Source organism: Aquabacterium sp., from assembly GCF_041909175.1.
Taxonomy (GTDB): Bacteria; Pseudomonadota; Gammaproteobacteria; order Burkholderiales; family Burkholderiaceae_C; genus Aquabacterium.
This window is the reverse complement of sequence record NZ_JAYRDZ010000003.1, coordinates 358,108-379,772: the sequence shown is the minus strand read 5'-3', so window position 1 is coordinate 379,772 and position 21,665 is coordinate 358,108. Positions and strand designations below refer to the sequence as shown.

Here is a 21,665-nt window from a genome sequence, read left to right as displayed (position 1 = left end):
ATGCATCGCCTGAGGCACAACATAGAGGCCCAACTACTGTGGCCATTGGGCCTCTCGATGAGCGCGCTATGGGGGTTTCTGCTGCTCGCCAACGAAGCCCTTACTGGCGAAACACATGCGGCCGATGCGTGGGTTTTACGCTGGTGTCGCACGGCGGGCACTGAGGGTGGTGCCTGGGGGCCCACCTGGTTACCCGACGTGATGCGGGACATCACGGCCCTCGGCAGCCCGACCGTATTGATCTTGTTGGGCACCATGGTGTGGGGTTACCTGTTGATGACCAAACAGCATCGCATGGCCTGGCTGGCAGCGGCATCTTGTCTAGGTGGCTGGGCTACCAGCCATGCGCTCAAGGGGGTATTCATGCGGGCACGCCCTGCCCTCGACTTCCATGGCACGCTGGCTGAAGGCTACAGTTTCCCAAGTGGTCACGCCATGATGTCAGCCATTGTGTTCCTGACCCTGGCCACCTTGATCGCGCGGCTGGCACCTCGCACCAGTTTGCGTGTTTATGCCATCCTGATTGCTGTCCTATTGAGTGTGCTGGTCGGCCTGTCCCGCGTCTATCTCGGTGTGCACTGGGCCTCTGACGTGGTGGCCGGCTGGGTCGCTGGCGTAGCCTGGGCCTTGCTGGTATGGGCGCTGGCCCACCGCCTGCACATCGGTCAGGAAGACAGCCGCTGAACAACGGGACGCAAACGTGGCAAAGCCGCCAGCGCGTTGGCCATGGTCTGTGCCTCGGTTTGCGCCAGGCTCCAGCCTCGCAAGGTGGCCAGCGTCTCAGCGATCCGGGGCAATTCGACAGGTTCGTTGCGACTACGCTCGCCTGCCGAGCGCTGTTCGGCCGTTTTATAAAGCCAATGCGGCGGGATGTCCGGCGCATCGGTTTCCAACACGATCGCGTCCTCTGGCAGATCCGTAGCCAGACGACGGATCTGCTGAGCGCGCTCAAACGTCATCGCGCCGCCAAACCCCAGCTTGAACCCCAACTCCATGAAAGTCCGTGCCTGCTGGTGGCTGCCATTGAAGGCGTGGGCGATGCCTCCAGGCACAGGCCGCCCCTCATCGCGGCAGCGGCGGAGTTGCTTGAGCAAAGCGTCGGCACTGCGTCGCACATGCAGGATGACAGGCAGGCCATGACGGGCTGCCAGTTCCAGTTGAGCACCATACAGGCGCTCCTGCAGGGCCAGCGATGCAGGCGTCTGCAAGGCAGGCACAAAGAAATCCAGGCCAATTTCTCCCACGGCCACCAGCCGTGGGTCATCACGCCAGCGGGTCAGGTGCTCGTCGAGCATGGCCAGCGCATCGTCAGCCGACATGTCATGCACAAACAGCGGGTGAATACCCAAGGCATAGGTCAGCCCGAACATGTCTGCGGCAGCACGGACCGTTGCAAACGTCGAGGGCGTGACCGCCGGCACCACCATCATGCCCACACCAGCCTGTCGGGCGCGGCTGACCACCTCGGCGCGATCTGCGTCGAATTCAGGGGCGTCCAGGTGGCAATGGGTATCGATCCACATCGTGATGCCCCCTGCGCTCAAACCTCGGAACTGAGCCTTCCCCGCACCAGATGCAGTCTGGCATCGCAGCGTTGAGCCAGACTGTCATCATGGGTCACCAGCACGAACGAGGTGCCCTGCTCGCGGGCCAGATCCAGCATCAGCTCGAATACGCCATCAGCAGTGACACGATCCAGGTTACCCGTGGGCTCGTCGGCCAGCACGCAGGCCGGCTGCGTCACCAGTGCACGCGCCACTGCAACACGTTGGCGCTCGCCACCGGACAATTCGGCTGGGCGATGCTGACTACGCGGCGCCAACCCTACCTTGTCCAGCATGCGTTGCGCCTGCTGCTGAGCCTCAGCCAAGGGCATGCGCCGAATCAACAGGGGCATGGCCACGTTGTCCAGCGCTGAGAATTCAGGCAACAAGTGGTGGAATTGGTAGATGAACCCCAGGTGCTGGTTGCGCCAGACGCCCTGCTCGGCCGCGCTCATGCCAGACAGGTCGCGCCCCATCAGTTCAACACGCCCGGTAGTGGGCGCATCCAGCCCACCCAGCAGGTGCAGCAAGGTGCTCTTGCCAGAGCCTGAAGCCCCCACTACAGCCAGAGTCTGACCACGCTCGACGCGCAGATCCACCCCTTGCAGCACGGTGACGTCGAGCACACCCTCTTGAAAGCGTTTGGACAGGCCCTGGGCGAGCAACACCGCAGGTTGAAAGTGTTCAGGCATCATCATCCGTCAGATATTGAGTGCCCAGGCAATGACGTTCTTGGCGATGAAGCCGATCATGCCCAGCCCCAGCACCAGCATCAGCACGAAGGTGCCCATCTTGCCCGCCTTGGACTCACGCGCCAGCTGGAAGATGATGAAAAACATGTAGAGGATGAACGCCCCTACACCAAACGTGACCCCGAAGTGGGAGATCTGCTCTTCTGTCAAACCAAACATGCGATGTTCCTCGACTCATTCGTAGCGCAGGGCTTCCGCGGGCTGCACGCGGCTGGCACGCCAGCTCGGGTAGACCGTGGCCGCAAAAGCCAGCACCAGGGAAATCAGGGCGATGGGCAGGATGTCGCCGGCCTGCGGGTCGCTGGGCATCTTGCTGATCAAATAGACACTGCCAGGCAGCAAGTTGACACCCAGCAGATGCTCGATGAAGGGCACGATCTGCCCCAAATTGAAGGCCACCAGCAAGCCCAGCGCCAGCCCCCCCAGTGTGCCCATGATGCCGGAGAGTGCCCCCTGCACCATGAAGATACCCATGATGGAGGCGGGTGAGGCCCCCAGTGTGCGCAAGATGGCGATGTCCGCACGCTTGTCGGTCACCGTCATCACCAGGGTGGACACCAGGTTGAACGCTGCCACCGCCACGATCAGCGTGAGGATGATGAACATCATGCGCTTTTCGATCTGCACGGCCTCGAACCAGTTGCGGTTGGTCTGCGTCCAGTCGCGCACGAACACACCGGCCCCTAGTGATTCGGACAACTGCGCGGCCACAGCCCGGGCCGCCTGGGCATCATTGAGTTTGAGTTGCACAGCCGTGATGCCCCCCGTTCGGAACAAACGAGCCGCATCTTCGGCATGCATCAGCACCATGCCCGAGTCGTATTCATAGTGGCCTGCCTCGAACAGACCTACCACCGTCATCTGCTTCACCCGTGGCACCACACCAGCCGGCGTCACTTGGCCGGAGGGGGCAACCAAGGTGATCGGGTCACCCTCTCGCACGCCCAGTGTGCGGGCCAACTCGACCCCGATCACCACGCCCCAACTGCCCGGCGTCAAGCGCTGCAGAACGGGCTGGAGCCGTGCCGCCAGCGGGGTCACAGCCGCCTCTTCCGCAGGCACGATGCCCCGGACCATGGCGCCACGCATGTCTTCACCGCGGGCGATCAAAGCCTGGGCCGGCACGAAGGGTGCCGCACCAACCACAGCAGGGTTCTGCCTCGCCTTGGCGGCCAATGCCTGCCAGTTTTCCAGGGGAGCACCACCGGCGTCGTAGATCTCGATGTGCGCGATGACCGACAGCATGCGGTCTCGCACTTCCTTCTGGAAGCCGTTCATCACCGACAGCACAATGATGAGAGCCGCCACCCCCAGGCCGATGCCGAGCACAGACACGCCAGAGATGAAGGATATGAAGCCATTGCGGCGCGCACCACGGCCCGCACGCGTATAGCGCCAGCCGATTCGCCATTCATAAGGGAGATTCATGGTGCCGGAAGTGTACCCACTGGATAATCACGCCTGTCGACTGTCCGGTTTCTCATTGAGAACCTTTTCGCGTCTTTGAAAGCACCCACCGTGCATGTGATCCTGCCTTTTGCAGCCAGCCTGGCCGAACCTTGCCAGCAAGCGCTGCCCCAACTCGACCGCGCAGAGCACCTGAGCAACCTGCGTTTTCTGCTGGCCCATCTGAAACCAGACACGCCCATCGGAACCGATGAATACGCGCTGTCAATGCCCCATGAACGCATCCTGGCCGAGCAACTGGGGTGGCAGGCGCTCGACGACGGCTGCCTGCCCTGGGCGGCCTGGCAGGCACGACAGACGGGGATCGAGGTAGCCCAGCAGGCCTGGGGCGTGCTGACCCCATGCCACTGGCTGATGGGGCGCGACAGCCTCACCATGCTCGACCCGGACGAGTTGCATCTGCACGAAAGCGAGTCGCACACCCTGCTGGAAGCCATTCGCCCGTGGTTCGAAGAGGAAGGCTGGACGTTGCACTACCAGTCTCCCACCTGCTGGTTGGCTTCGCATGAGAGCCTGCGTGATCTGCCAACGGCCTCGCTGGATCGGGTCATCGGCCGCAACCCCGATGTCTGGCTGCCAGAACACCCCAACGCACGCCTCGTCAAGCGTCTGCAAAACGAGGTGCAGATGCTGATGTACCAGCACCCGCTCAACGACCAGCGCGCGGCCGCAGGTCAACTGCCCGTCAATTCCTTCTGGCTCAGTGGCACGGGCGCTCTGCCTGCAGGCACGCCAAGCTCGTTGCCAGCGACGACACGGCTGGACGATGCCTTGCGCACGCCTTTGCTGGCCACCAACATGGCAGACTGGCTGGCGGCCTGGGAACGACTCGACGCCACGGTGCTGGCTGATGCGCGCCTGGCACTGGAGGCTGGCCAACCGGTGACGCTGAGCCTGTGTGGCGAACGCCATGCGGCGAGCTGGGAGGCCGGCAGAACGATGAATCCTGCTGCACGAGTCGGCGACTGGCTCAAGCATTTGCTGGGCATCAGCCCCATCCCCCTGCTGTCAGCCCAGTTGGCTGCGCTGTGAGCGCCACATGAAATTCGCACCCCGAGAGATCCCGCCACGTTCAGCCTGGGCTCTGGAGCAGTCAGGTATCCACCCCCTGCTGGCTCGGCTGTATGCGGCCCGCGGCATCCGCTCAGCTGACGAGTTGGATGACACCCCGTCCCGCCTGTTGCCGCCCACCCAGTTGAAAGGTGCACAGGAAGCTGCCTTGCTGCTGGCCGACGCGTTGGCTGCTGGCGACAAGCTGTGCGTGGTCGCCGATTACGACTGTGACGGTGCAACGGCCTGCGCCGTGGCCTTGCGTGGCCTGAAAATGCTGGGCGCCCGCCCTGGGCAACTGAGTTATGTGGTGCCTGACCGCGCCATCCATGGCTATGGATTGACGCCCCCTATCGTGGACTTGGTGGCAGCCAAGCAGGCCAAGGTGCTCATCACGGTGGACAACGGCATGGCCAGCCATGAAGCAGTCAAGCGGGCTCAGGCTTTGGGCATTCGCGTGATCATCACCGACCACCACCTTCCGGTGGTGCGCGACGATGGACAGGTTGACCTGCCCAGCGCCGACGTCATCGTCAACCCGAACCAGCCTGGCTGCCCCTTTCCCAGCAAGGCCCTGGTGGGGGTGGGCGTGATGTTCTACGTGCTGCTGGCCATGCGTGCCGAGTTGCGGAAGCGAGGCGCATTCGACGCACAAAGTCAGCCCCGCATCGATGCCCTGCTCGACCTTGTCGCACTGGGCACCATCGCCGACGTGGGGCGGCTTGACGAGAACAACCGCCGACTGGTCAGCCTGGGGCTCAAACGCATTCGCAGCGGACGCATGCAGCCCGGCATCGCTGCCCTGTACCAGGCAGCGGGCCGCGATCCCACCCGTGCCAGCAGCCAGGACTTCGGCTTCGCCCTGGGACCTCGTGTGAATGCGGCCGGCCGCCTGGCCGAGATGGGCTTGGGCATCGAATGCCTGATCACCGATGACCCGGATCGGGCTCGCCAATGGGCCCAGCAGCTCGACAGCATCAACCGCGAGCGGCGCGAGCTTGAATCGGGCATGCGCGAGCAAGCGGAAGCCATGCTCGACTCCCTGCTGCCAGAAGGCGAGCCACCTGCGGCGATTTCGATCTTTGACCCGGAGTTCCATGAAGGCGTGGTCGGTATCGTGGCATCGCGCCTCAAGGACCGCCTGCACCGCCCCACCTTCGTTTTTGCACTGGGTCAGGACGGGCTGCTCAAGGGGTCCGGTCGATCCATTGCCGGATTCCATCTGCGCGATGCGCTTGATCTGCTCGGCAAACGGCACCCTGGTCTGCTCAAACGCTTTGGTGGCCACGCCATGGCGGCAGGTTGCACCATTGCAGAAGAAGACTTCGAGACCTTCGAGCACGCCATGCAGTCGATTGCAGAAGCGGGCCTCGACGCGCATTTGCTGGCACGGCAACTGGACACCGACGGCCCGCTGGCAACCGAGTGGTTCACGCCAGAAGGTGCTGCACTGCTGGATCAGGCGGTGTGGGGGCCCGGCTTTGATGCACCCGTGTTCAGCGACGAGGTCCAGGTGGTGGGCCAGCGTCTGGTAGGGTCAGGCCACATGAAACTGACCTTGCGGGTGCAGGGGCAGGTGCGTGATGGCATCTGGTTCGGCCGGACCATGCCGCTGCCGGAGACAGCCCGGCTCGCCTATCGGATCAGCCTGGATGAGTTCCAGGGCCGTCAGCGCGTACAGGTGATGGTGGAAGGGATGGCAGAGGATCAGGGCTGATAGCCCTTGATCCCGAAAGCGCCGCTGCGCCCCGACAGGCCACCATAGGCTGATGGGCTTTCTGTCTGTGGCAGCAAGACGCTCAGGGTGCGCTCGATGGAACCCGCTGCGCGGTGCACCGTCTGCTGCTGCCCCATGACCCGCGCCTGCGCCAACAGCAGGCGTTGACGCAATTCAGGCGTCATGGGTGACTTGCCGTCACGCGAAGCATGGCGAAAGACCACAACCGCGTCGGCCAGAGCCTTGTGAAGCGCCTGAGAGCTGGCTTCGATTGCACCAGGATCATGGGCTGAAAAAGCCGCATCCAGTGCCTGCAGTCCCAGCTCAATGGCTGAGACGGCCGCACTCAAATCCACCGCAGGCATGAAGGCACTGGCCATATCAGAACAACAGGTCAGTGACGTTCAAGCAACTCGCGTGAATTGGCGATGAGCTTATCAGCGATGGCTTCTGGGCTGATCTGGTAGCTACCGTCTTCGATGGACTGTTTGACCGAGGCGACCTTGTCCGAATCGAACGTGGGGTCTACCGTGGTCATCAGGGTCGTGGCAGCAGATGACAAGGTCACCTTCGCGCTGGACGACACGCCGCCTTCGAGCGAAGTCGTCTGCCCCGACGTTTTGGTCGAGGTTGCGCTTTCAGTCTTGGCGCCAGAGGTCCCGCCTATGGCTTTGTCAGTAGGATTGCCGATCTTCATGATGTACTCCTTCACCTCGGCAGATACCGAGTGGTCACATCCGCGATATCGACGCGGTCACGATCAACTTTAATGCCAAACAGCGATGCCCCCATGTTCCGGGGGGATAAGTGACTGGAAATCCACGTCATAAAACGATCTCCACTCGCCGCTCACCCACAGGCTCGCCACACACAGTACGGCCATTCTCTACGCGAATCCGGGCACATTGACCTTCGTCACCCGGCGTCAGTGCCGTGCCTTCAGACACCACAGAAAAGCCCTGACCCTTCACAGTCAGGGAAACGATGTCACCAACTGAAAACCAGCGCCGAGCCTTCACATCCGACTCACGCAAACTTTGTCCGACTTGGACGGAACGAGACACCATCCGCCCCACCACAGATGCCATATCGGTCACAGCGGGCGAAGATGAAGCAGCCAAATCGACTCGCGCCATGGCCACGTCACCCTGGTTGATGGGTTCGCCGGGACGCAAGGCAACCACGGGCACCACGGCTTGCCCCCAGACCTTGACGGTCACAGGCCAGAACACATTCCAGCGGACCGGTCCTTGCACACAGCGCAGACCGACCCGGGTCTGCCCCCACAGTCGCATGCCTGTTGGCAGGTACGCCTCGGTCTTTTCACATGGTGCCAATTTCAGGCGATGGTCCAACTCACCGAGCACGACCTCCACCTGAAAGCCTTTCGCACCATTGTTACCAACGCTTTCAACCTTCGATGAGGCCACCAACCCCTCAACGCGGTGACGAAGTTCGTTCGCATCGGCTGTGAGTTGCTGCGCATGGGCGCGCTGGGCGAAAAGGGCCGCGCCACCACAGACCAGCAACCAGATCAGGCCACTGCATACCGCCGACCACAGTTGGCCCGCATCGACACCCCACGAGTCGAGCCTGCTCGGCTGACGCAGTGGCGATGGAACCTGTTCCAGCGATGAATGGATGGGCGTACGCATGATGCACACACTGTAAGCAGCACAGCCCACAGTCAGATACAGGAAATGCGCCGAGAAAGGGGCGCTTATCCGGCTCATGTTTGGCGCTCGGAGGTTCACCATCCCTTCCAAGCTGCGTTGAGGTGTCGACAGCGACAGGCGCAGCGAACAGGAGCCGGAGGGCCGCCATGCTGAACCGCATCACCGATACATTGAATTTCCAGACCGAAGCCCTGGTGCTGCGGTCCGAGCGTCAGCGCGTGATCGCCAGCAACATCGCCAACGCAGACACACCCGGCTACCAGGCTCGTGACTTCGACTTCTCCAAGGCATTGCGTGCGGCCACGGGGCAGTCATCCAGCGCACAGACAGGTCTGCCAACTTCATCGGTGCAACTGGCCACATCGAGCAACGGCCACATGGGCCTCAACGGCACCTCGGTCGACTCACGCACCCAGCCAGAACTGAATTACGCAGCCAATGCCCAGACGAACCTGGACCGCAACACCGTCGACATGGATCGGGAGCGCGCCACCTTCGTTGACAACACCGTGCGTTTCGAAGCGACGCTGCGATTCCTCAACGGTCAGATCAAGACCCTCAACACCGCCATCACGGGGCAGTAAGGAAGGCATAGATCATGTCCATGTTCAATATCTTCAATGTCGCAGGCAGCGCCGTCAGCGCCCAGTCCCAGCGACTCAATGTGGTGGCATCCAACCTGGCCAATGCCGACACGGTCGCTGGCCCCGATGGCAGCGCCTACAAGGCGCGCCAGGTGGTGTTCTCCACCACACCCATGGGCGATGCCGGCACCGCGGGGGTCACGGTCAGCAAGGTCACGGAAGACAACTCGCCCGGGCGCCGCGCACTGGAGCCCAACCACCCGCAAGCGGATGCGGATGGCTATGTGACCTACAGCAACGTGAATCCGGTCGAAGAGATGGTCAACATGATCTCGGCCTCACGCTCCTATCAGAACAACATCGAAGTCATGAACACGGCCAAGAGCCTGTTGATGAAGACCCTGCAACTTGGCCAAGGCTCCTGACCTGAGGAAGCATCACCATGACCACCACCACCTCCGTCACTGACAACTCGGTCATTTCGAAGCTGAACAGCAAGAGTTCGACCACCACCAATGCCACGGACACCACGGCCACGTCCGATCGCTTTCTGAAGTTGCTGGTCACCCAGTTGCAAAACCAGGACCCGCTCAACCCGATGGACAACGCACAGGTCACCAGCCAGATGGCTCAGATCAACACGGTGACCGGTATCGAGAAGCTCAACACCACCATGAGCGGCATGACCGACTCATTCAGCCAGATGCAAATCCTCCAGGGCGCCAGCCTGGTGGGCCATCAGGTGCTGCTGGAAGGAAACAAGCTGGCAGTCGACACCAGCCAGGGCATTGGCGTGGGTGCAGTCGATCTCAGCGGTTCGGCCAGCAGCGTGAAGATTCAGATCCTCGATGGGTCAGGTTCGGTGATCGACACCGTCGACGAGGGAGCACTGGAAAAAGGTCGACACAGCTTCCAGTGGACAGTCCCGTCCAGCGTGGATGCCAGCAAGCTGACCTTCAAGGTCGTGGCCGCCAACGGCAGCACGGCCGTCTCCAACACGCCCCTGATGGTCGACACCGTCAATGCCGTCAGCAACTCCGACGGCACGCTGAACCTCGAACTCACCAACAGCGGCACCACCGCTTACAGCAAGGTCAAGGCCATTGCCTGAACCGAGCCCCACGTCACCCTATCCGTCGCCGCACCCTGAAAGGACAACATCATGGGCTTCCAGCAAGGTCTCTCCGGTCTGAATGTGTCTTCCAAGAACCTGGAAGTGATTGGCAACAACATCGCCAACAGCAACACCTATGGTGCCAAGACGGCCCGAGCCGAATTCGCCGACATGTACGCAGCGGCACTGAACGGTTCGGGCTCGAACAACATCGGGATTGGTGCAATGGTCGGTGCCGTGGCCCAGCAGTTCACCCAAGGGAACATCACCACCACGGAAAACCCGATGGACCTGGCGGTCAACGGCAACGGCTTCTTCCAGGTCCAGGATGACCGCAATCAGACTTACTACACCCGCAACGGGCAGTTCAAGATCGACCGCGACGGCTACATCGTGAACAACTCAGGTCACTCGCTGCTCGGATTTCAGGCCGACTCGACTGGCACGATCACCAACACCAGTGAAATGGTGCCGCTGCAGCTCACGACAGGGGGCATTTCGCCCCAGCAATCCAGCAAAGTTACCCTGGAAATGAACCTGAAGTCGACCGCCAACACGCTGAGTACAGCCATCGACTTCTCTGACGCGTCCACCTACAGCTACACCACCTCGCAGACCGTCTATGACGTGAAAGGGCAACCCGTTGGTCTGGGCTACTACTACCAGAAGACCGGCGATGACTCCTGGGACATGTATGTCACAGCCAACGGCACATCGATCCAGACTGATGGCAGCGGCAACCCCATGAAAGTGGCCACCATCAACTTCCCGGCCACAGGCGGTACTGCCACCGACCTGACCAACGGCAGCCCGGTAGCGGGTGACCCTGGCACCATCACCACCTACGATGCCAGCGGCAATGCCACCGGAACGTCTTCGACGGGGTCATTCACCCTGCCTGATATTCCTTCTGTGACCGTGTCGAGCACGACGTCCAGCGCCACCCCCTCGACCACTGAGGTGATCAGCGGCATCACGATGGACTTCTCGAACTCGACCGAATACGGCTCGAACTTCTCGGTCACCAACATGTCGCAAGACGGCTACGCCCCTGGCGACCTCTCCAGCATCACCGTCGACTCCTCCGGCGTGGTGCTGGCCCGCTACTCGAACGGGCAGTCCAAACCGGCAGGGCAAATCGTGATGGCCAGCTTCCGTAACCCGCAAGGGCTGCAGCCCATCGGCAACAACGAGTGGCAAGCCACCTATGCATCGAATGCCGCCGTGACGGGCACACCCGGCACCGGCAATCTGGGCTTGCTGCAGTCTGGCGCACTGGAAGAGTCCAACGTCGACCTGACCGGTGAACTGGTGAACATGATGGTGGCCCAGCGCATGTACCAGGCCAACGCGCAGACCATCAAGACGGAAGACCAGGTCATGCAGACCCTGGTGAACATCCGCTGATCGGTGAGTACGGAATAACAGGAGAGCGTCATGGACCGCATGATTTACCTCGGGATGTCGGGCGCCAAGATGGACATGCAGCGCCAGGAAGTGCTGGCCAACAACCTGGCCAACGTGAGCACCACGGGCTTTCGGGCCGAGCTTCAGGCCATCCGGGCTGTCCCAGTACGGGGTGATGGCGCCAGCACCCGCGTCTATTCGCTTGAGACCACCGTGGGCTACGACGATGCTGCCGGATCCATCACGGTCACCGGCCAACCCCTCGATGTGGCCATGCAGGGCAAGTCGTGGTTGACCGTATCGGCGCTGGACGGGACCGAGGCCTACACGCGTTTTGGTGCCCTGACGGTGGCTGCCGACGGCACCCTGATGACACAGAACGGTCTGCCCGTCATGGGGGACGGCGGCCCCATCAACATCCCGGCCAACACGCAGCCCACGATTGCCGAAGACGGCACCATCACTGCCAGGCAGTCCAACGGCAAGATGACCCAGGTCGGCAAGCTCAAGCTGGTCACCCCGGAAGGCAAACTCAACCGCGGCGACGATGGCTTGTTCCGCAGCCCGGATGGCGATCTGAGCGCGGACCCGAATGCCCGCCTGCAGGACGGTGCCCTGGAGGGCTCCAACGTCAACCCGATCGAAACCATGATCAGCATGATTGCGGCCGGCCGTCAGTTCGAGACGCAGATGAAATTGCTGCAGACCGCCGAAAGCAACGAAAAGTCCGCCAGCCAACTGCTGTCGACCAATGGCTGATTACAGCCATCTGACTGACCCACATTAAGGAGCAAGGCCATGATGCGTTCACTCTGGATTGCGAAGTCGGGCATGGAAGCCCAACAGACGCAGATGGACCACATTTCCAACAACCTGGCCAACAGCTCGACCAACGGCTACAAGCGCTCGCATGCCGTGTTCGAGGATCTGATGTACCAGACCCTGCGTCAGGGTGGCGCCAGCAGCTCAGAGCAGACGCAGTTGCCCACCGGCCTGCAAGTGGGCCTGGGTGTGCGCCCCGTTGCCACCAGCCGCCAGTTCACGCAAGGCACGCTCACGCAAACCGATAGCCAGCTTGATGTGGCCATCAACGGCAATGGTTTCTTCCAGATCACCATGCCTGACGGGACCACGGCCTATACCCGCGATGGCTCATTCCAGGTTGACAATCAGGGCCAGATCGTCACCAACAACGGCTATCTGCTGCAACCGGGCCTGACGGTTCCCACCAACGCCAAGAGCGTGACCATTGCGAACGATGGCACGGTGACCGCCACCATCTCGGGACAAACCGACCCGCAGACCCTCGGGCAAATCCAGCTCGCCACTTTCATCAATCCGGCCGGCCTCGACCCCAAAGGGCAGAACCTGTTTGCGGAAACTGCCGCGTCGGGTCAACCACAGACCGCGAACCCCGGTACTGACAACTTCGGCATCCTGTCGCAAGGTTTTGTGGAGTCGTCCAACGTGAACGTGGTGCAGGAACTCATCACCATGATCCAGTCGCAACGCGTGTACGAACTCAACTCGAAGGCCATCCAGACCTCCGATCAGATGCTGCAACGCCTGGGACAACTGTGATGAACACACTGCGCACCCTCACCTTCTGTGCTGTCGCTTCCGGCGTCTTGCTGAGCGGCTGCTCCGTCATCCCGACCTACGCCAAGGTGGATGTACTGGAACCCACGCAGGCCCGACCTTCGGCTGCCGCGCTGGTTCCAGCGGGCAATGGGTCGCTGTTTCAGCCTGCAGGCTATCGGCCCATGTACGAAACACACAGGGCGCGCCTGGTGGGCGACATCATCACCGTGAACATTTCAGAAAACATCGCTGCCAAGCAGAAATCAACCTCGAACATCGAGAAGGTGGACAGCGTCGGTGTCACGGCCAATACACTGCCCTTCCTCAATGCTGTGCAGGTTGCCAAGGCCAATGCAGACGTCAAGACGTCCAACAAATTCGACGGCAAAGGCACCACCGAGTCAGCCCACAATTTCTCAGGAACGATCACGACCACGGTCATTGAGGTGCTGCCCAACGGACACCTGATCATTTCTGGCGAAAAACAGATCGGTGTGAATGCCAACGTGGAAATGCTGCGCTTCTCCGGCCAAATCGACCCGATGACCATCCAGCCAGGCAACACGGTGGCCTCCAACCAGATTGCCAACGTCAGAATCGAGCAGCGAGGGCGCGGCGGCCAAGCCGACGCTCAGGAAATAGGCTGGTTAGCTCACTTCTTTTTGAGCGTTCTGCCGATCTAAAGATCGCGAGAATGAGGTCGAACCCCCATCGGATTTGGCCTCATGAACACCACCGACAGACTCATCAAACTGCTGATCGCACTGGCTTTTGCAGCTGCTTCCGCAGCGCTGTGGTGGCCAGTCGAGAGCCGTGCCGAACGCATCAAGGAAGTCGCCACAGTACAGGGCATACGCTCAAACCAATTGGTTGGCTATGGTCTGGTGGTGGGCCTGGATGGAACGGGTGACCAGACCACCCAGACGCCGTTCACGACCCAGAGTCTCAATGCCATGCTGCAACAGCTTGGCATCAATGTGCCATCTGGCACCACCATGCAGCCCAAGAATGTGGCTGCGGTACTGGTAACCGCTACCCTGCCGCCCTTCGCACAACCCGGTCAAGCCATTGACGTCAACGTGTCGTCGCTGGGGAATGCCAAGTCACTGCGCGGCGGCACCCTGATCGCCACCCCGCTCAAAGGCGCAGACGGCCAGATCTATGGTCTGGCCCAGGGCAACATGATCGTGGGGGGAGCGGGTGCGTCCCAAGGTGGATCCAAAGTCCAGGTCAATCACCTGAGCGCTGGCCGCATCCCCGCTGGGGCCACCGTCGAGCGCAGCGTGCCCACGCCCTGGATGCAAAGCACCATCGCCCAACTCGACATCCAGGCCGATGATTTCAACACCGCTCGCGATGTCGCCAACGCCATCAACCGCGCCAAGGGCGCTGGCACGGCCGAAGCCCTCAGCGGTCGCACCGTGGCTGTCAAACTGCCCGAGCAGCCCGGAGAGCGCGTGGCTTTCATGGCTGACGTGGAAAACCTGCCCATCCAGCGCGCGATTCCTGCCGCCAAGGTCATCATCAATGCCCGCACAGGGTCGATCGTGATGAACCAGGCCGTCACCTTGGGGCCCTGTGCCGTGGCGCACGGCGCCCTCTCGGTCACCATCAACTCGACCCCGGTCATCAGCCAGCCCAATGCGCTCTCGCAAGGCCAGACGGTGGTGGCTGAGAAGGCCGACATCAAGATCAACTCCGAACCGGGCTCACTGATTCAGATGCCGGCCGGCACCAAGCTGACCGACGTGGTCAAGGCCCTCAACTCCCTTGGCGCCAACCCGCAGGACCTGCTGGCCATTCTCCAGGCCATGAAGGCGGCGGGCGCCTTACAAGCTGAACTGGAGGTGATCTGATGAGCATCTCGTCGGGCAACACCCAGGGCATGAGCCTGGACTTGCGCTCGCTCGACCGCCTTAAGGCGATGTCGAACGACGGCAAGTCTCAAAAGGCCATCAAGGAAACCGCCAAACAGCTCGAAGGCCTGTTCATGCAGGAGCTGGTCAAGAGCATGCGCTCGGCGACCCAGAGTTCCGGGCTGATGGACAACGCGTCAACCGAAATGGGTACCAGCATGCTGGACACCCAACTGGCCAACCAGATGACCGGCATCCAGGGCGGCCTGGGGGACATGATTGCGCGCCAACTTGAGCGCCAGCTCAATGTACAAAGCGGCACATCAGCTGCGACAAACGGCAGCCAGCTCAAAAGCACAGCTGACCTGGCACTGAGCCGCCAGGTGACCAACACCTTGGTGACGCCACCGGAAACCACTGGGCAAACGGCGATCACGACAGACACCAATGGCCGCAAGCTGAATCAATCCGAGCAGTTCGTTCTCAAGCATCAAGCGGCCGCACGGGCAGCTGAGGAGGCCACAGGCATTCCTGCAAACCACATCCTCGGACAAGCCGCGCTCGAATCCGGCTGGGGCAAGCATGAGATCAAGATGGCCAATGGCCAGACCAGTCACAACCTGTTCGGCATCAAAGCCGGGAAAGACTGGAAAGGCAAGGTCGCTGAGGTCACCACAACCGAATACGTCGGCGGCGTGGCGCGCAAGGTCACTGCCAAATTCCGTGCATATGACTCCTACGCGGACGCTTTCACCGACCACGCCAAACTGCTCAGTCAGAGCCCCCGCTACAGTAAGACTGTGGCTCAGGCAGACACGGCACATGGCTTTGCCCGCGGATTGCAAAAAGCCGGATACGCCACCGACCCGGCCTATGCAGACAAGCTCACCAAGGTCATCAACACCACGTTGCGTGTGCAGCGTTCGGTGACCTGATCGGACACGGGAGGCCAAAATGGGTTCCGGCATCCTCGCACTCGGCGCCAGGTCGATGCTCGCCAACCAGGCGGTGCTCGACACGATTGCGCACAACATCAGCAATGCCAATACCGAGGGGTATTCGCGTCAGGAAGTCCAGCTCGCCACGGAAAGTGGCCGCTACACGGGCGCCGGCTTCTTTGGTCGTGGCGTCAAGGTCCAGACCGTCACGCGCAGTTCGGATCAGTTTCTCACCCGTGAAACCAATCGGAATCTGGCTGCATCGTCTGCCGACGAGGTCAGGCTCAACAAGTTAACCCAGCTTGAAAAGGCCCTGCCCACAGGTGAATCGGGTATCGGCTATTCAGCCAGCCAGCTGCTCAACTCCTTCGTGGACGTGGCCAACCAGCCGCAAGACCTCTCTGCCCGTCAGGTCACCTTGTCACGCGCGGCAGAACTGGCCAGCCGCATGCGCACGGCCGGTACCCAGCTCGATGAACTGCAAGCGGGCGTGGTCGCTGACATCAAGACCACGGTTGACAAAGTCAACTCCCTGGCCGCCCAGATTGCCGACCTCAACCAGAAAATTGCGTCCGTCCAAGGGGCCGGCCACAGCCCCAACGACCTGCTCGACCAGCGCGACCTGCTGGTCAAGAACCTCAACCAGAAAGTCCAGATTTCGACAGTCGAGGCAGACGACGGCTCACTGAGCGTCTTTCTGGGAGGCGGTCAGCAACTGGTTCTGGGCAACAGCGTACGCACGGTCGGCGTGGCACTCGACGACTTCGACGCCACCAAGGTCGGCATCACGATCGGCAGTGACAACACCACCATCCCGCTGGATGACAGCCTGATCACTGGTGGAACCTTGTCCGGTCTTCTGACCGTTCAGAACGAGGACATTCCGGCTGCCCGCAATCTGCTGGGCCAGATGGCCACCGCCATCAGCTGGCGCATCAATCAGCAGCAGTCGTTCGGTCTGAACCTGAAGACCCCGGCTTCGGCGGGTGACCCCATGTTCGACGTGGGTGATCCGGAAGTTTTACCGAACAAGAACAACGGCTCCTCCCTCACGAGTCCACCGGTCACATTGAGCATTGTGGATGCCCGAGAACTGCAGGCCAGTGACTACACGCTCGAAGAGGATGGCTCCGGCGGTTACACGCTCACCCGACTCAGCGACAACAGCACCTGGTCGGTCGCGGATGGCGACCAGGTGGACGGCATGCAGATCAACATTGACACGGCCTCGTTTGTCAGTGGGGATCAATTTCTACTGCGCCCCGTTGGCAATGCAGCCAGCGCCATGAAGCGGGTGCTGGACCAACCCACGGGTATTGCTGCCGCCAATCCGGTCATCGCCACCGTCGACGCGAACAACACCGGCACGGCCAGTGTGGCCTCGCTGTCGATCGTTGCCAGCCCGACCACGACCTACGACGCGCTCAATGTGGTTTTCACCGACGACTCGGGCAGCTACGAACTCCAGGACACATCGGCCAATGTCGTGTCGACAGGCACCTGGACAGCGGGATCACCCATTTCGTACAACGGCTTCGAACTATCGCTCAATGGCGTCCCCAAGAATGGCGACATCATCAGCATCAAGCCCGCCACAGACTATTCCTCTGCCAACAACGGCAATGCCCTGTCATTGCTCGCGCTGCGTGATGAAGACCTGGTTGGACGGCTGAACCAGGGCGCAGCGGGCATTGCGCCCGGTGCCACCATCACCAATGCCTACTCGCAGGCGATTGGCAGCATTGGTGTGCGGGTGCAGGATGCCCAAACACAATACGACATTTCTTCGACCCTGGCGTCCAACTCGGAAGATCTGTTGCTCAACAAGACCGGCGTCAATCTGGACGAAGAAGCTGCCCGGCTGATTCAGTTTCAACAGTCATATCAAGCGTCCGCCAAAATCCTTCAGATCGCCCAGACAGTCTTCAACACCCTGCTGGACACGGCCCGATAGGCTGAGGAGTAGACCATGCGCATCAGTACCGCACACAACTACGACACCTCTGTCGAAACCCTGCAGAAGCGTCAATCGGACATGTCCGAGTCGCAAATGCAGCTCACGTCGGGCAAGCGCGTCAACCGCGCCAGCGATGACCCGATCGCCGCGGCGCGAGCAGAGCGCGCGTTGGCGACCATTTCAAACACCGAGGCCAATCAACGCGCACTCGATGCCAGCCGCAACGTCATGACGCTGACCGAATCAGCCCTGGGTGACACAGTTGAGCTGGTGCAACAGGCCCGCGAAGCGCTCGTGGCAGCAGGCAATGGCAGCTATGACAGCCAGCAACGCGACAGCCTGGCCAAGCGCCTGGAAGAAATCCGCAAGCAACTGATGTCCATAGCCAACCGCCCCGATGGCGGTGGGGGTTACATCTTCGGCGGCCAGGGCTCGGAAAGCCCACCATTCGCAGATGCCCCGGATTCCACCAACGCGTTGGGCCACTCGGTGCAATTCCAAGGCAACGATGGCGAAACCATGTCACCGGCCACCGAAGCCCTGAGCCTGACCGTTGACGGCGGGGCTACCTGGCTGTCCGCCCCCTCCGGCAATGGCATGTTTGTCACCAGTGCAGCCCTGGATGCCAGCACGGGCGACTACACCAACACAGGTTCGGCCTGGATCAGCCCCGGCACAGTGGCCGACCCTACCACCTTCATGGCCACGCCCATGCCCACCAATGGTTACGCCATCAGCTTTGACACCACGACCACCCCAACGACTTACAACGTCGTGGACCAGGACAGCAGCACCACTGTGGCATCAGGGAACTACACCAGCGGTCAGGCCATCACCTTCAATGGCATGTCGATCACGGTTTCTGGCACACCAAACAATGGTGACAGCTTCCTCGTGAAGGATTCGCAGTACAACTTGAGCATCTTTGACTCGCTGGACAAGGCCATCTACGGCCTGCAAAATGAAACGGCATCCGGCAATATCCAGCAGGTGGTCAACACCGGCATGTCCGATCTCGACAGCGTGTTGTCGAACATCCAGGCATCGCGATCTAAAGTGGGCGAGGCTTTGAACCGCATGGACGGCATCGAGAGCCGTAACAGTTCGTTAAAACTTGCTGCTCAAACCGAGCGCTCGAATGCCGAAGATCTCGATATGGTGGATGGCATCTCGAACTTCCAGAATCAGCAGTCTGGTTATCAGGCTGCGCTGCAAAGTTACGCGATGATCCAGAAACTCTCGCTGTTCCAGTACATCAATGGTTGATCTGATCAGCCAACGCCTTTATGACCGACCACCCCATCCTGAATCAGATCGCGCTGTCCTACTGCCCCGTCATTGACCGCAACCGCGGCGTGTGTGCCACGCGTCTGAGTGTGTTCCCCCTCAACCCAAGCCAGGATCTGGATGCCCGTGGGCTGCTTGACGCCATTGCCGAAGCCTGGCCCGTGGGTGGGCCTCAGGTGTGGGTCAATGTCCTGGGCGAGCGGCTGCTGCGTGAGCTCATCAATGCCCAGCCGGCCACCCACATCCTGATCGAGATCCCGGCCTTCATGGCAACGGACCCGGAATACCTCGAACCGATCAAGACCCTGCACGCCAACGGCAACGAGTTGCTGCTCAAGGGCCGCCCTTTCAAGGAGCTGCCGCGAGAGATCCTGCCCTGCTTCAAGCACTCGATCATCGACTTTGACGATGACCGCCGCCTGGAAGGCAACGCACCTGCTCCGGCCGGCTTGCCCGAGGGCGTCGTGCGTACCATCGGCCACATCCAGTCCAATATCGGCAATGTCGACGCCATGGAGTTGAGTTTCCGCCGCGGCGCTACTGCCGTGCTGGGCTGGCCAATCGATGACGCCATCACCACCTCAGGCAAGGCGTCTGACCAGCCGGCCCTGCAAGTGATCGTGCAGCTGATCGACCAGGTCCACAAGGAGGCCGAGATCGACGAGCTGGAAAGCACGCTCAAGCGCGATCCAGCCCTGGCCTACAAGCTGATGCGCTACATCAACTCCCCTGCGTTTGGCCTGTCGGTCGAGATCAGCTCCTTCCGCCACGCCATCATGATCCTCGGCTACCAGCGCCTCAAGCGTTGGCTGGCCCTGCTGCTGGCCACGGCGTCGAAAGACCCGAACATGCGCCCCGTGATGTTCGCCTCGGTGCGCCGCGGCATGCTGCTCGAAGAGCTGGCGCGCATCAGTGGCGACGACGAAATGCGCAGCGAGCTGTTCATCTGTGGGGTGTTCTCGCTGCTGGACCGCATGTTCCACCAGCCTTTTAGCGAACTGCTCAAGACCATTCCCGTCCCCGAACGTGTCTTCCAGGTGCTGTCTGACGGCAGCGGCCCCTATGCGGCCTATCTGAACCTGGTCAAGGCCATGGAAGGCCAGACGCTCGATGAAATCCGCGAATCGGCCGAAGCGCTGTTCATGAGCTTCGCCGACATCAACCGCTGCGTGCTCAAAGCGATGGCCAATGCCACACAACTCGATTAAGTGCGGCATTTTTACGCCCTCACTTGAGGGTTAACCCTAGCATTGCGCACCAGAATCAGTATGCTGGAGACTTGAAGCCGCAGCGGTTTGTCGGCTTCCTCTTCAGCAGAAGAAAGTGTGCAAGGCATGACTCCCATCAGCTCACTCGTCGGTGTACTTGTTCTGGCTGTCGTGCTGCTCACGAACTACTTCCGTGCGGCATGGAAGCTGGGCATTCTGAAAGCCTTTGGTCGTCGCAAAGACGTCAGTTGGCGCACCCTGGCTGCGGCATCACTGGCCGGCTGCCTGCCCTTTCTGGGCTGCATGGTCGCCATGGTGATGCTGCCCTCCCCCGTTGCTGGCGAGGTGCCGGACAACGCCGCCATCCTGGCCCTGCAATTGGCCGCCAGCGGCCTGCTCATGCACCTCATCAACGACAAGCTGATGTGGTGGGGCGCTCCCGTTCGCATCAAGCCATGAGCCATGGCGCGTAAGATGCGCCATGCTCCAAGAGACCCCCTACGCCGACCTCACGCCCGACCTCGTTCTCCAAGCCCTGCAAGCTGTCGGGATGGAGTGTGATGGGCGCTTGCTGCAGCTCAATTCCTATGAAAACCGCGTTTTCCAGGTCGGGCTGGATGATGGCAGCTTCGTCATTGCCAAGTTCTACCGGGCAGGACGCTGGACCCATGCCCAAATCCTGGAAGAACACCAGTTCGCCCAGGAGTTGATGGCCGCCGAAGTGCCGGCGGTTGCGCCACTGTCGCTGCAAGTCACCCCACATTCTTCACTCGAACTCCACACCGAGGGCCATCCACCTACGCTGGCCGTGGCCAACACCCTGCGTTTTGCACTCACCCCGCGGCGTGGTGGCCGTGCACCCGAGCTCGAAGACCCCGACGTGCTCGAGCGCCTTGGCCGGTTTCTGGCCAGACTGCACACCGTCGGTGCTTCCCGGCCGTTCCGTCACCGTCCGACCATGGGGGTCGAGCAAACCGGACGTGCTGCGCGCAACTGGTTGATCGAACACCAGATGGTCAGCCCGGACCAGCAAACACTGTGGCGCGACGCAGCAGACCGCGCACTCGATCTGGCCGCAGAGGCCTTTGCGCGCATTGACGGGCTGAAACAGCTGCGGCTGCACGGAGACTGTCACGTCGGCAACATCCTCTGGACCCCGGACGGCCCGCACTTCGTGGATCTGGACGACGCCTGCATGGGGCCCGCCATCCAGGATGTGTGGATGCTGCTCAGCGGTGAGCCACAAGAGCGCCAGCGCCAGTTGCACGCCATGCTCGAAGGCTATGAATCGTTTGCAAACTTCGACTGGCGGGAACTGCAACTCATCGAGCCGCTGCGCACCCTGCGCATCCTGCATCACAGTGCCTGGCTGGCCCGTCGCTGGGCAGACCCCGCGTTCCCAGCCGCTTTCCCGTGGTTTGGCTCATCCGCCTACTGGGCCGAGCAAACCCAGTTGCTGCGACAACAGATTGAACTCATGGGTGAAGCCGGTGCCCCGCCAGAGATCGACAGCTCGGACTGGTAAGC

General features: G+C 61.4%; 24 protein-coding genes. 17 read left to right on the top strand and 7 right to left on the bottom strand.

Annotated elements, in window-relative coordinates; all coding sequences use genetic code 11:
• The first annotated feature begins 57 nt into the window (after positions 1–57).
• Complete coding sequence (locus tag ACE3PH_RS06845; RefSeq protein ID WP_374317249.1) at positions 58–684, top strand: phosphatase PAP2 family protein; 627 nt, start codon at positions 58–60, stop codon at positions 682–684.
• Here the strand turns inward: ACE3PH_RS06845 and ACE3PH_RS06840 are convergent.
• Genes ACE3PH_RS06840 through ACE3PH_RS06825 form a run of 4 tightly spaced genes read right to left on the bottom strand, consistent with a single transcriptional unit; the run spans position 666 to position 3,724 of the window.
• The gene (locus ACE3PH_RS06840; RefSeq protein ID WP_374317248.1) at positions 666–1,523 is read right to left on the bottom strand and encodes a TatD family hydrolase; all 858 of its coding nucleotides are present in this window, start codon (positions 1,521–1,523) and stop codon (positions 666–668) included. The two genes, ACE3PH_RS06845 and ACE3PH_RS06840, sit on opposite strands and share 19 nt — an antisense overlap.
• Before the next feature lie 17 nt (positions 1,524–1,540).
• Positions 1,541–2,242, bottom strand: coding sequence for a lipoprotein-releasing ABC transporter ATP-binding protein LolD (lolD, locus tag ACE3PH_RS06835; protein WP_374317247.1), 702 nt, complete (start codon positions 2,240–2,242; stop codon positions 1,541–1,543).
• Between the two features lie 3 nt (positions 2,243–2,245).
• Positions 2,246–2,455: a DUF2788 domain-containing protein gene (locus tag ACE3PH_RS06830; RefSeq protein WP_374317246.1), complete on the bottom strand. Its 210-nt coding sequence runs from the start codon at positions 2,453–2,455 to the stop codon at positions 2,246–2,248.
• A gap of 15 nt (positions 2,456–2,470) precedes the next feature.
• The gene (locus ACE3PH_RS06825; protein WP_374317245.1) at positions 2,471–3,724 is read right to left on the bottom strand and encodes a lipoprotein-releasing ABC transporter permease subunit; all 1,254 of its coding nucleotides are present in this window, start codon (positions 3,722–3,724) and stop codon (positions 2,471–2,473) included.
• Positions 3,725–3,799: 75 nt separating this feature from the next.
• Between ACE3PH_RS06825 and ACE3PH_RS06820 the strand changes: the two genes are divergently transcribed.
• Positions 3,800–4,795 (top strand): hypothetical protein, encoded by a 996-nt coding sequence (locus ACE3PH_RS06820; protein ID WP_374317244.1) that lies wholly within the window; start codon positions 3,800–3,802, stop codon positions 4,793–4,795.
• 7 nt (positions 4,796–4,802) lie between these two features.
• Positions 4,803–6,530, top strand: a complete 1,728-nt coding sequence (gene recJ / locus ACE3PH_RS06815; protein ID WP_374317243.1) for a single-stranded-DNA-specific exonuclease RecJ — start codon at positions 4,803–4,805, stop codon at positions 6,528–6,530.
• Here the strand turns inward: recJ and ACE3PH_RS06810 are convergent.
• The 3 genes from ACE3PH_RS06810 to flgA form a co-directional block, all read right to left on the bottom strand.
• A complete protein-coding gene (locus ACE3PH_RS06810) occupies positions 6,521–6,895 on the bottom strand; it encodes a hypothetical protein (RefSeq protein WP_374317242.1) in 375 nt (124 codons plus the stop codon). The genes recJ and ACE3PH_RS06810 overlap by 10 nt on opposite strands.
• 29 nt (positions 6,896–6,924) lie before the next feature.
• Positions 6,925–7,227: a flagellar biosynthesis anti-sigma factor FlgM gene (flgM, locus tag ACE3PH_RS06805; RefSeq protein ID WP_374317241.1), complete on the bottom strand. Its 303-nt coding sequence runs from the start codon at positions 7,225–7,227 to the stop codon at positions 6,925–6,927.
• A gap of 127 nt (positions 7,228–7,354) precedes the next feature.
• A complete protein-coding gene (gene flgA / locus ACE3PH_RS06800; protein WP_374317240.1) occupies positions 7,355–8,185 on the bottom strand; it encodes a flagellar basal body P-ring formation chaperone FlgA in 831 nt (276 codons plus the stop codon).
• A 167-nt stretch (positions 8,186–8,352) separates the two neighbouring features.
• Between flgA and flgB the strand changes: the two genes are divergently transcribed.
• The 14 genes from flgB (at position 8,353) to ACE3PH_RS06730 (ending at position 21,663) form a co-directional block, all read left to right on the top strand.
• Entirely contained in the window at positions 8,353–8,790 is a 438-nt protein-coding gene (flgB, locus tag ACE3PH_RS06795; RefSeq protein WP_374317239.1) for a flagellar basal body rod protein FlgB, read from the top strand.
• A gap of 14 nt (positions 8,791–8,804) precedes the next feature.
• A complete protein-coding gene (gene flgC / locus ACE3PH_RS06790; RefSeq protein ID WP_374317238.1) occupies positions 8,805–9,215 on the top strand; it encodes a flagellar basal body rod protein FlgC in 411 nt (136 codons plus the stop codon).
• Positions 9,216–9,232: 17 nt separating this feature from the next.
• Positions 9,233–9,901, top strand: a complete 669-nt coding sequence (locus ACE3PH_RS06785; RefSeq protein WP_374317237.1) for a flagellar hook assembly protein FlgD — start codon at positions 9,233–9,235, stop codon at positions 9,899–9,901.
• Between the two features lie 51 nt (positions 9,902–9,952).
• A complete protein-coding gene (gene flgE / locus ACE3PH_RS06780) occupies positions 9,953–11,311 on the top strand; it encodes a flagellar hook protein FlgE (RefSeq protein ID WP_374317236.1) in 1,359 nt (452 codons plus the stop codon).
• A gap of 30 nt (positions 11,312–11,341) precedes the next feature.
• Positions 11,342–12,070 (top strand): flagellar basal-body rod protein FlgF, encoded by a 729-nt coding sequence (gene flgF, locus ACE3PH_RS06775; RefSeq protein WP_374317235.1) that lies wholly within the window; start codon positions 11,342–11,344, stop codon positions 12,068–12,070.
• A gap of 39 nt (positions 12,071–12,109) precedes the next feature.
• A complete protein-coding gene (gene flgG / locus ACE3PH_RS06770) occupies positions 12,110–12,892 on the top strand; it encodes a flagellar basal-body rod protein FlgG (protein ID WP_374317234.1) in 783 nt (260 codons plus the stop codon).
• Positions 12,892–13,575, top strand: a complete 684-nt coding sequence (locus ACE3PH_RS06765) for a flagellar basal body L-ring protein FlgH (protein WP_374317233.1) — start codon at positions 12,892–12,894, stop codon at positions 13,573–13,575. Before flgG ends, ACE3PH_RS06765 begins: the two co-directional genes overlap by 1 nt.
• Before the next feature lie 42 nt (positions 13,576–13,617).
• Positions 13,618–14,748: a flagellar basal body P-ring protein FlgI gene (locus tag ACE3PH_RS06760; RefSeq protein WP_374317232.1), complete on the top strand. Its 1,131-nt coding sequence runs from the start codon at positions 13,618–13,620 to the stop codon at positions 14,746–14,748.
• Positions 14,748–15,683, top strand: a complete 936-nt coding sequence (gene flgJ, locus ACE3PH_RS06755; protein WP_374317231.1) for a flagellar assembly peptidoglycan hydrolase FlgJ — start codon at positions 14,748–14,750, stop codon at positions 15,681–15,683. The genes ACE3PH_RS06760 and flgJ overlap by 1 nt, the downstream gene beginning before the upstream one ends.
• Before the next feature lie 19 nt (positions 15,684–15,702).
• Positions 15,703–17,640: a flagellar hook-associated protein FlgK gene (gene flgK, locus ACE3PH_RS06750; protein ID WP_374317230.1), complete on the top strand. Its 1,938-nt coding sequence runs from the start codon at positions 15,703–15,705 to the stop codon at positions 17,638–17,640.
• Between the two features lie 15 nt (positions 17,641–17,655).
• Entirely contained in the window at positions 17,656–18,909 is a 1,254-nt protein-coding gene (gene flgL / locus ACE3PH_RS06745) for a flagellar hook-associated protein FlgL (protein ID WP_374317229.1), read from the top strand.
• A 20-nt stretch (positions 18,910–18,929) separates the two neighbouring features.
• Positions 18,930–20,138, top strand: a complete 1,209-nt coding sequence (locus ACE3PH_RS06740; RefSeq protein ID WP_374317228.1) for an EAL and HDOD domain-containing protein — start codon at positions 18,930–18,932, stop codon at positions 20,136–20,138.
• A 126-nt stretch (positions 20,139–20,264) separates the two neighbouring features.
• Entirely contained in the window at positions 20,265–20,597 is a 333-nt protein-coding gene (locus tag ACE3PH_RS06735) for a hypothetical protein (protein ID WP_374317227.1), read from the top strand.
• Positions 20,598–20,619: 22 nt separating this feature from the next.
• Complete coding sequence (locus tag ACE3PH_RS06730; protein WP_374317226.1) at positions 20,620–21,663, top strand: serine/threonine protein kinase; 1,044 nt, start codon at positions 20,620–20,622, stop codon at positions 21,661–21,663.
• Positions 21,664–21,665: the final 2 nt, after the last annotated feature.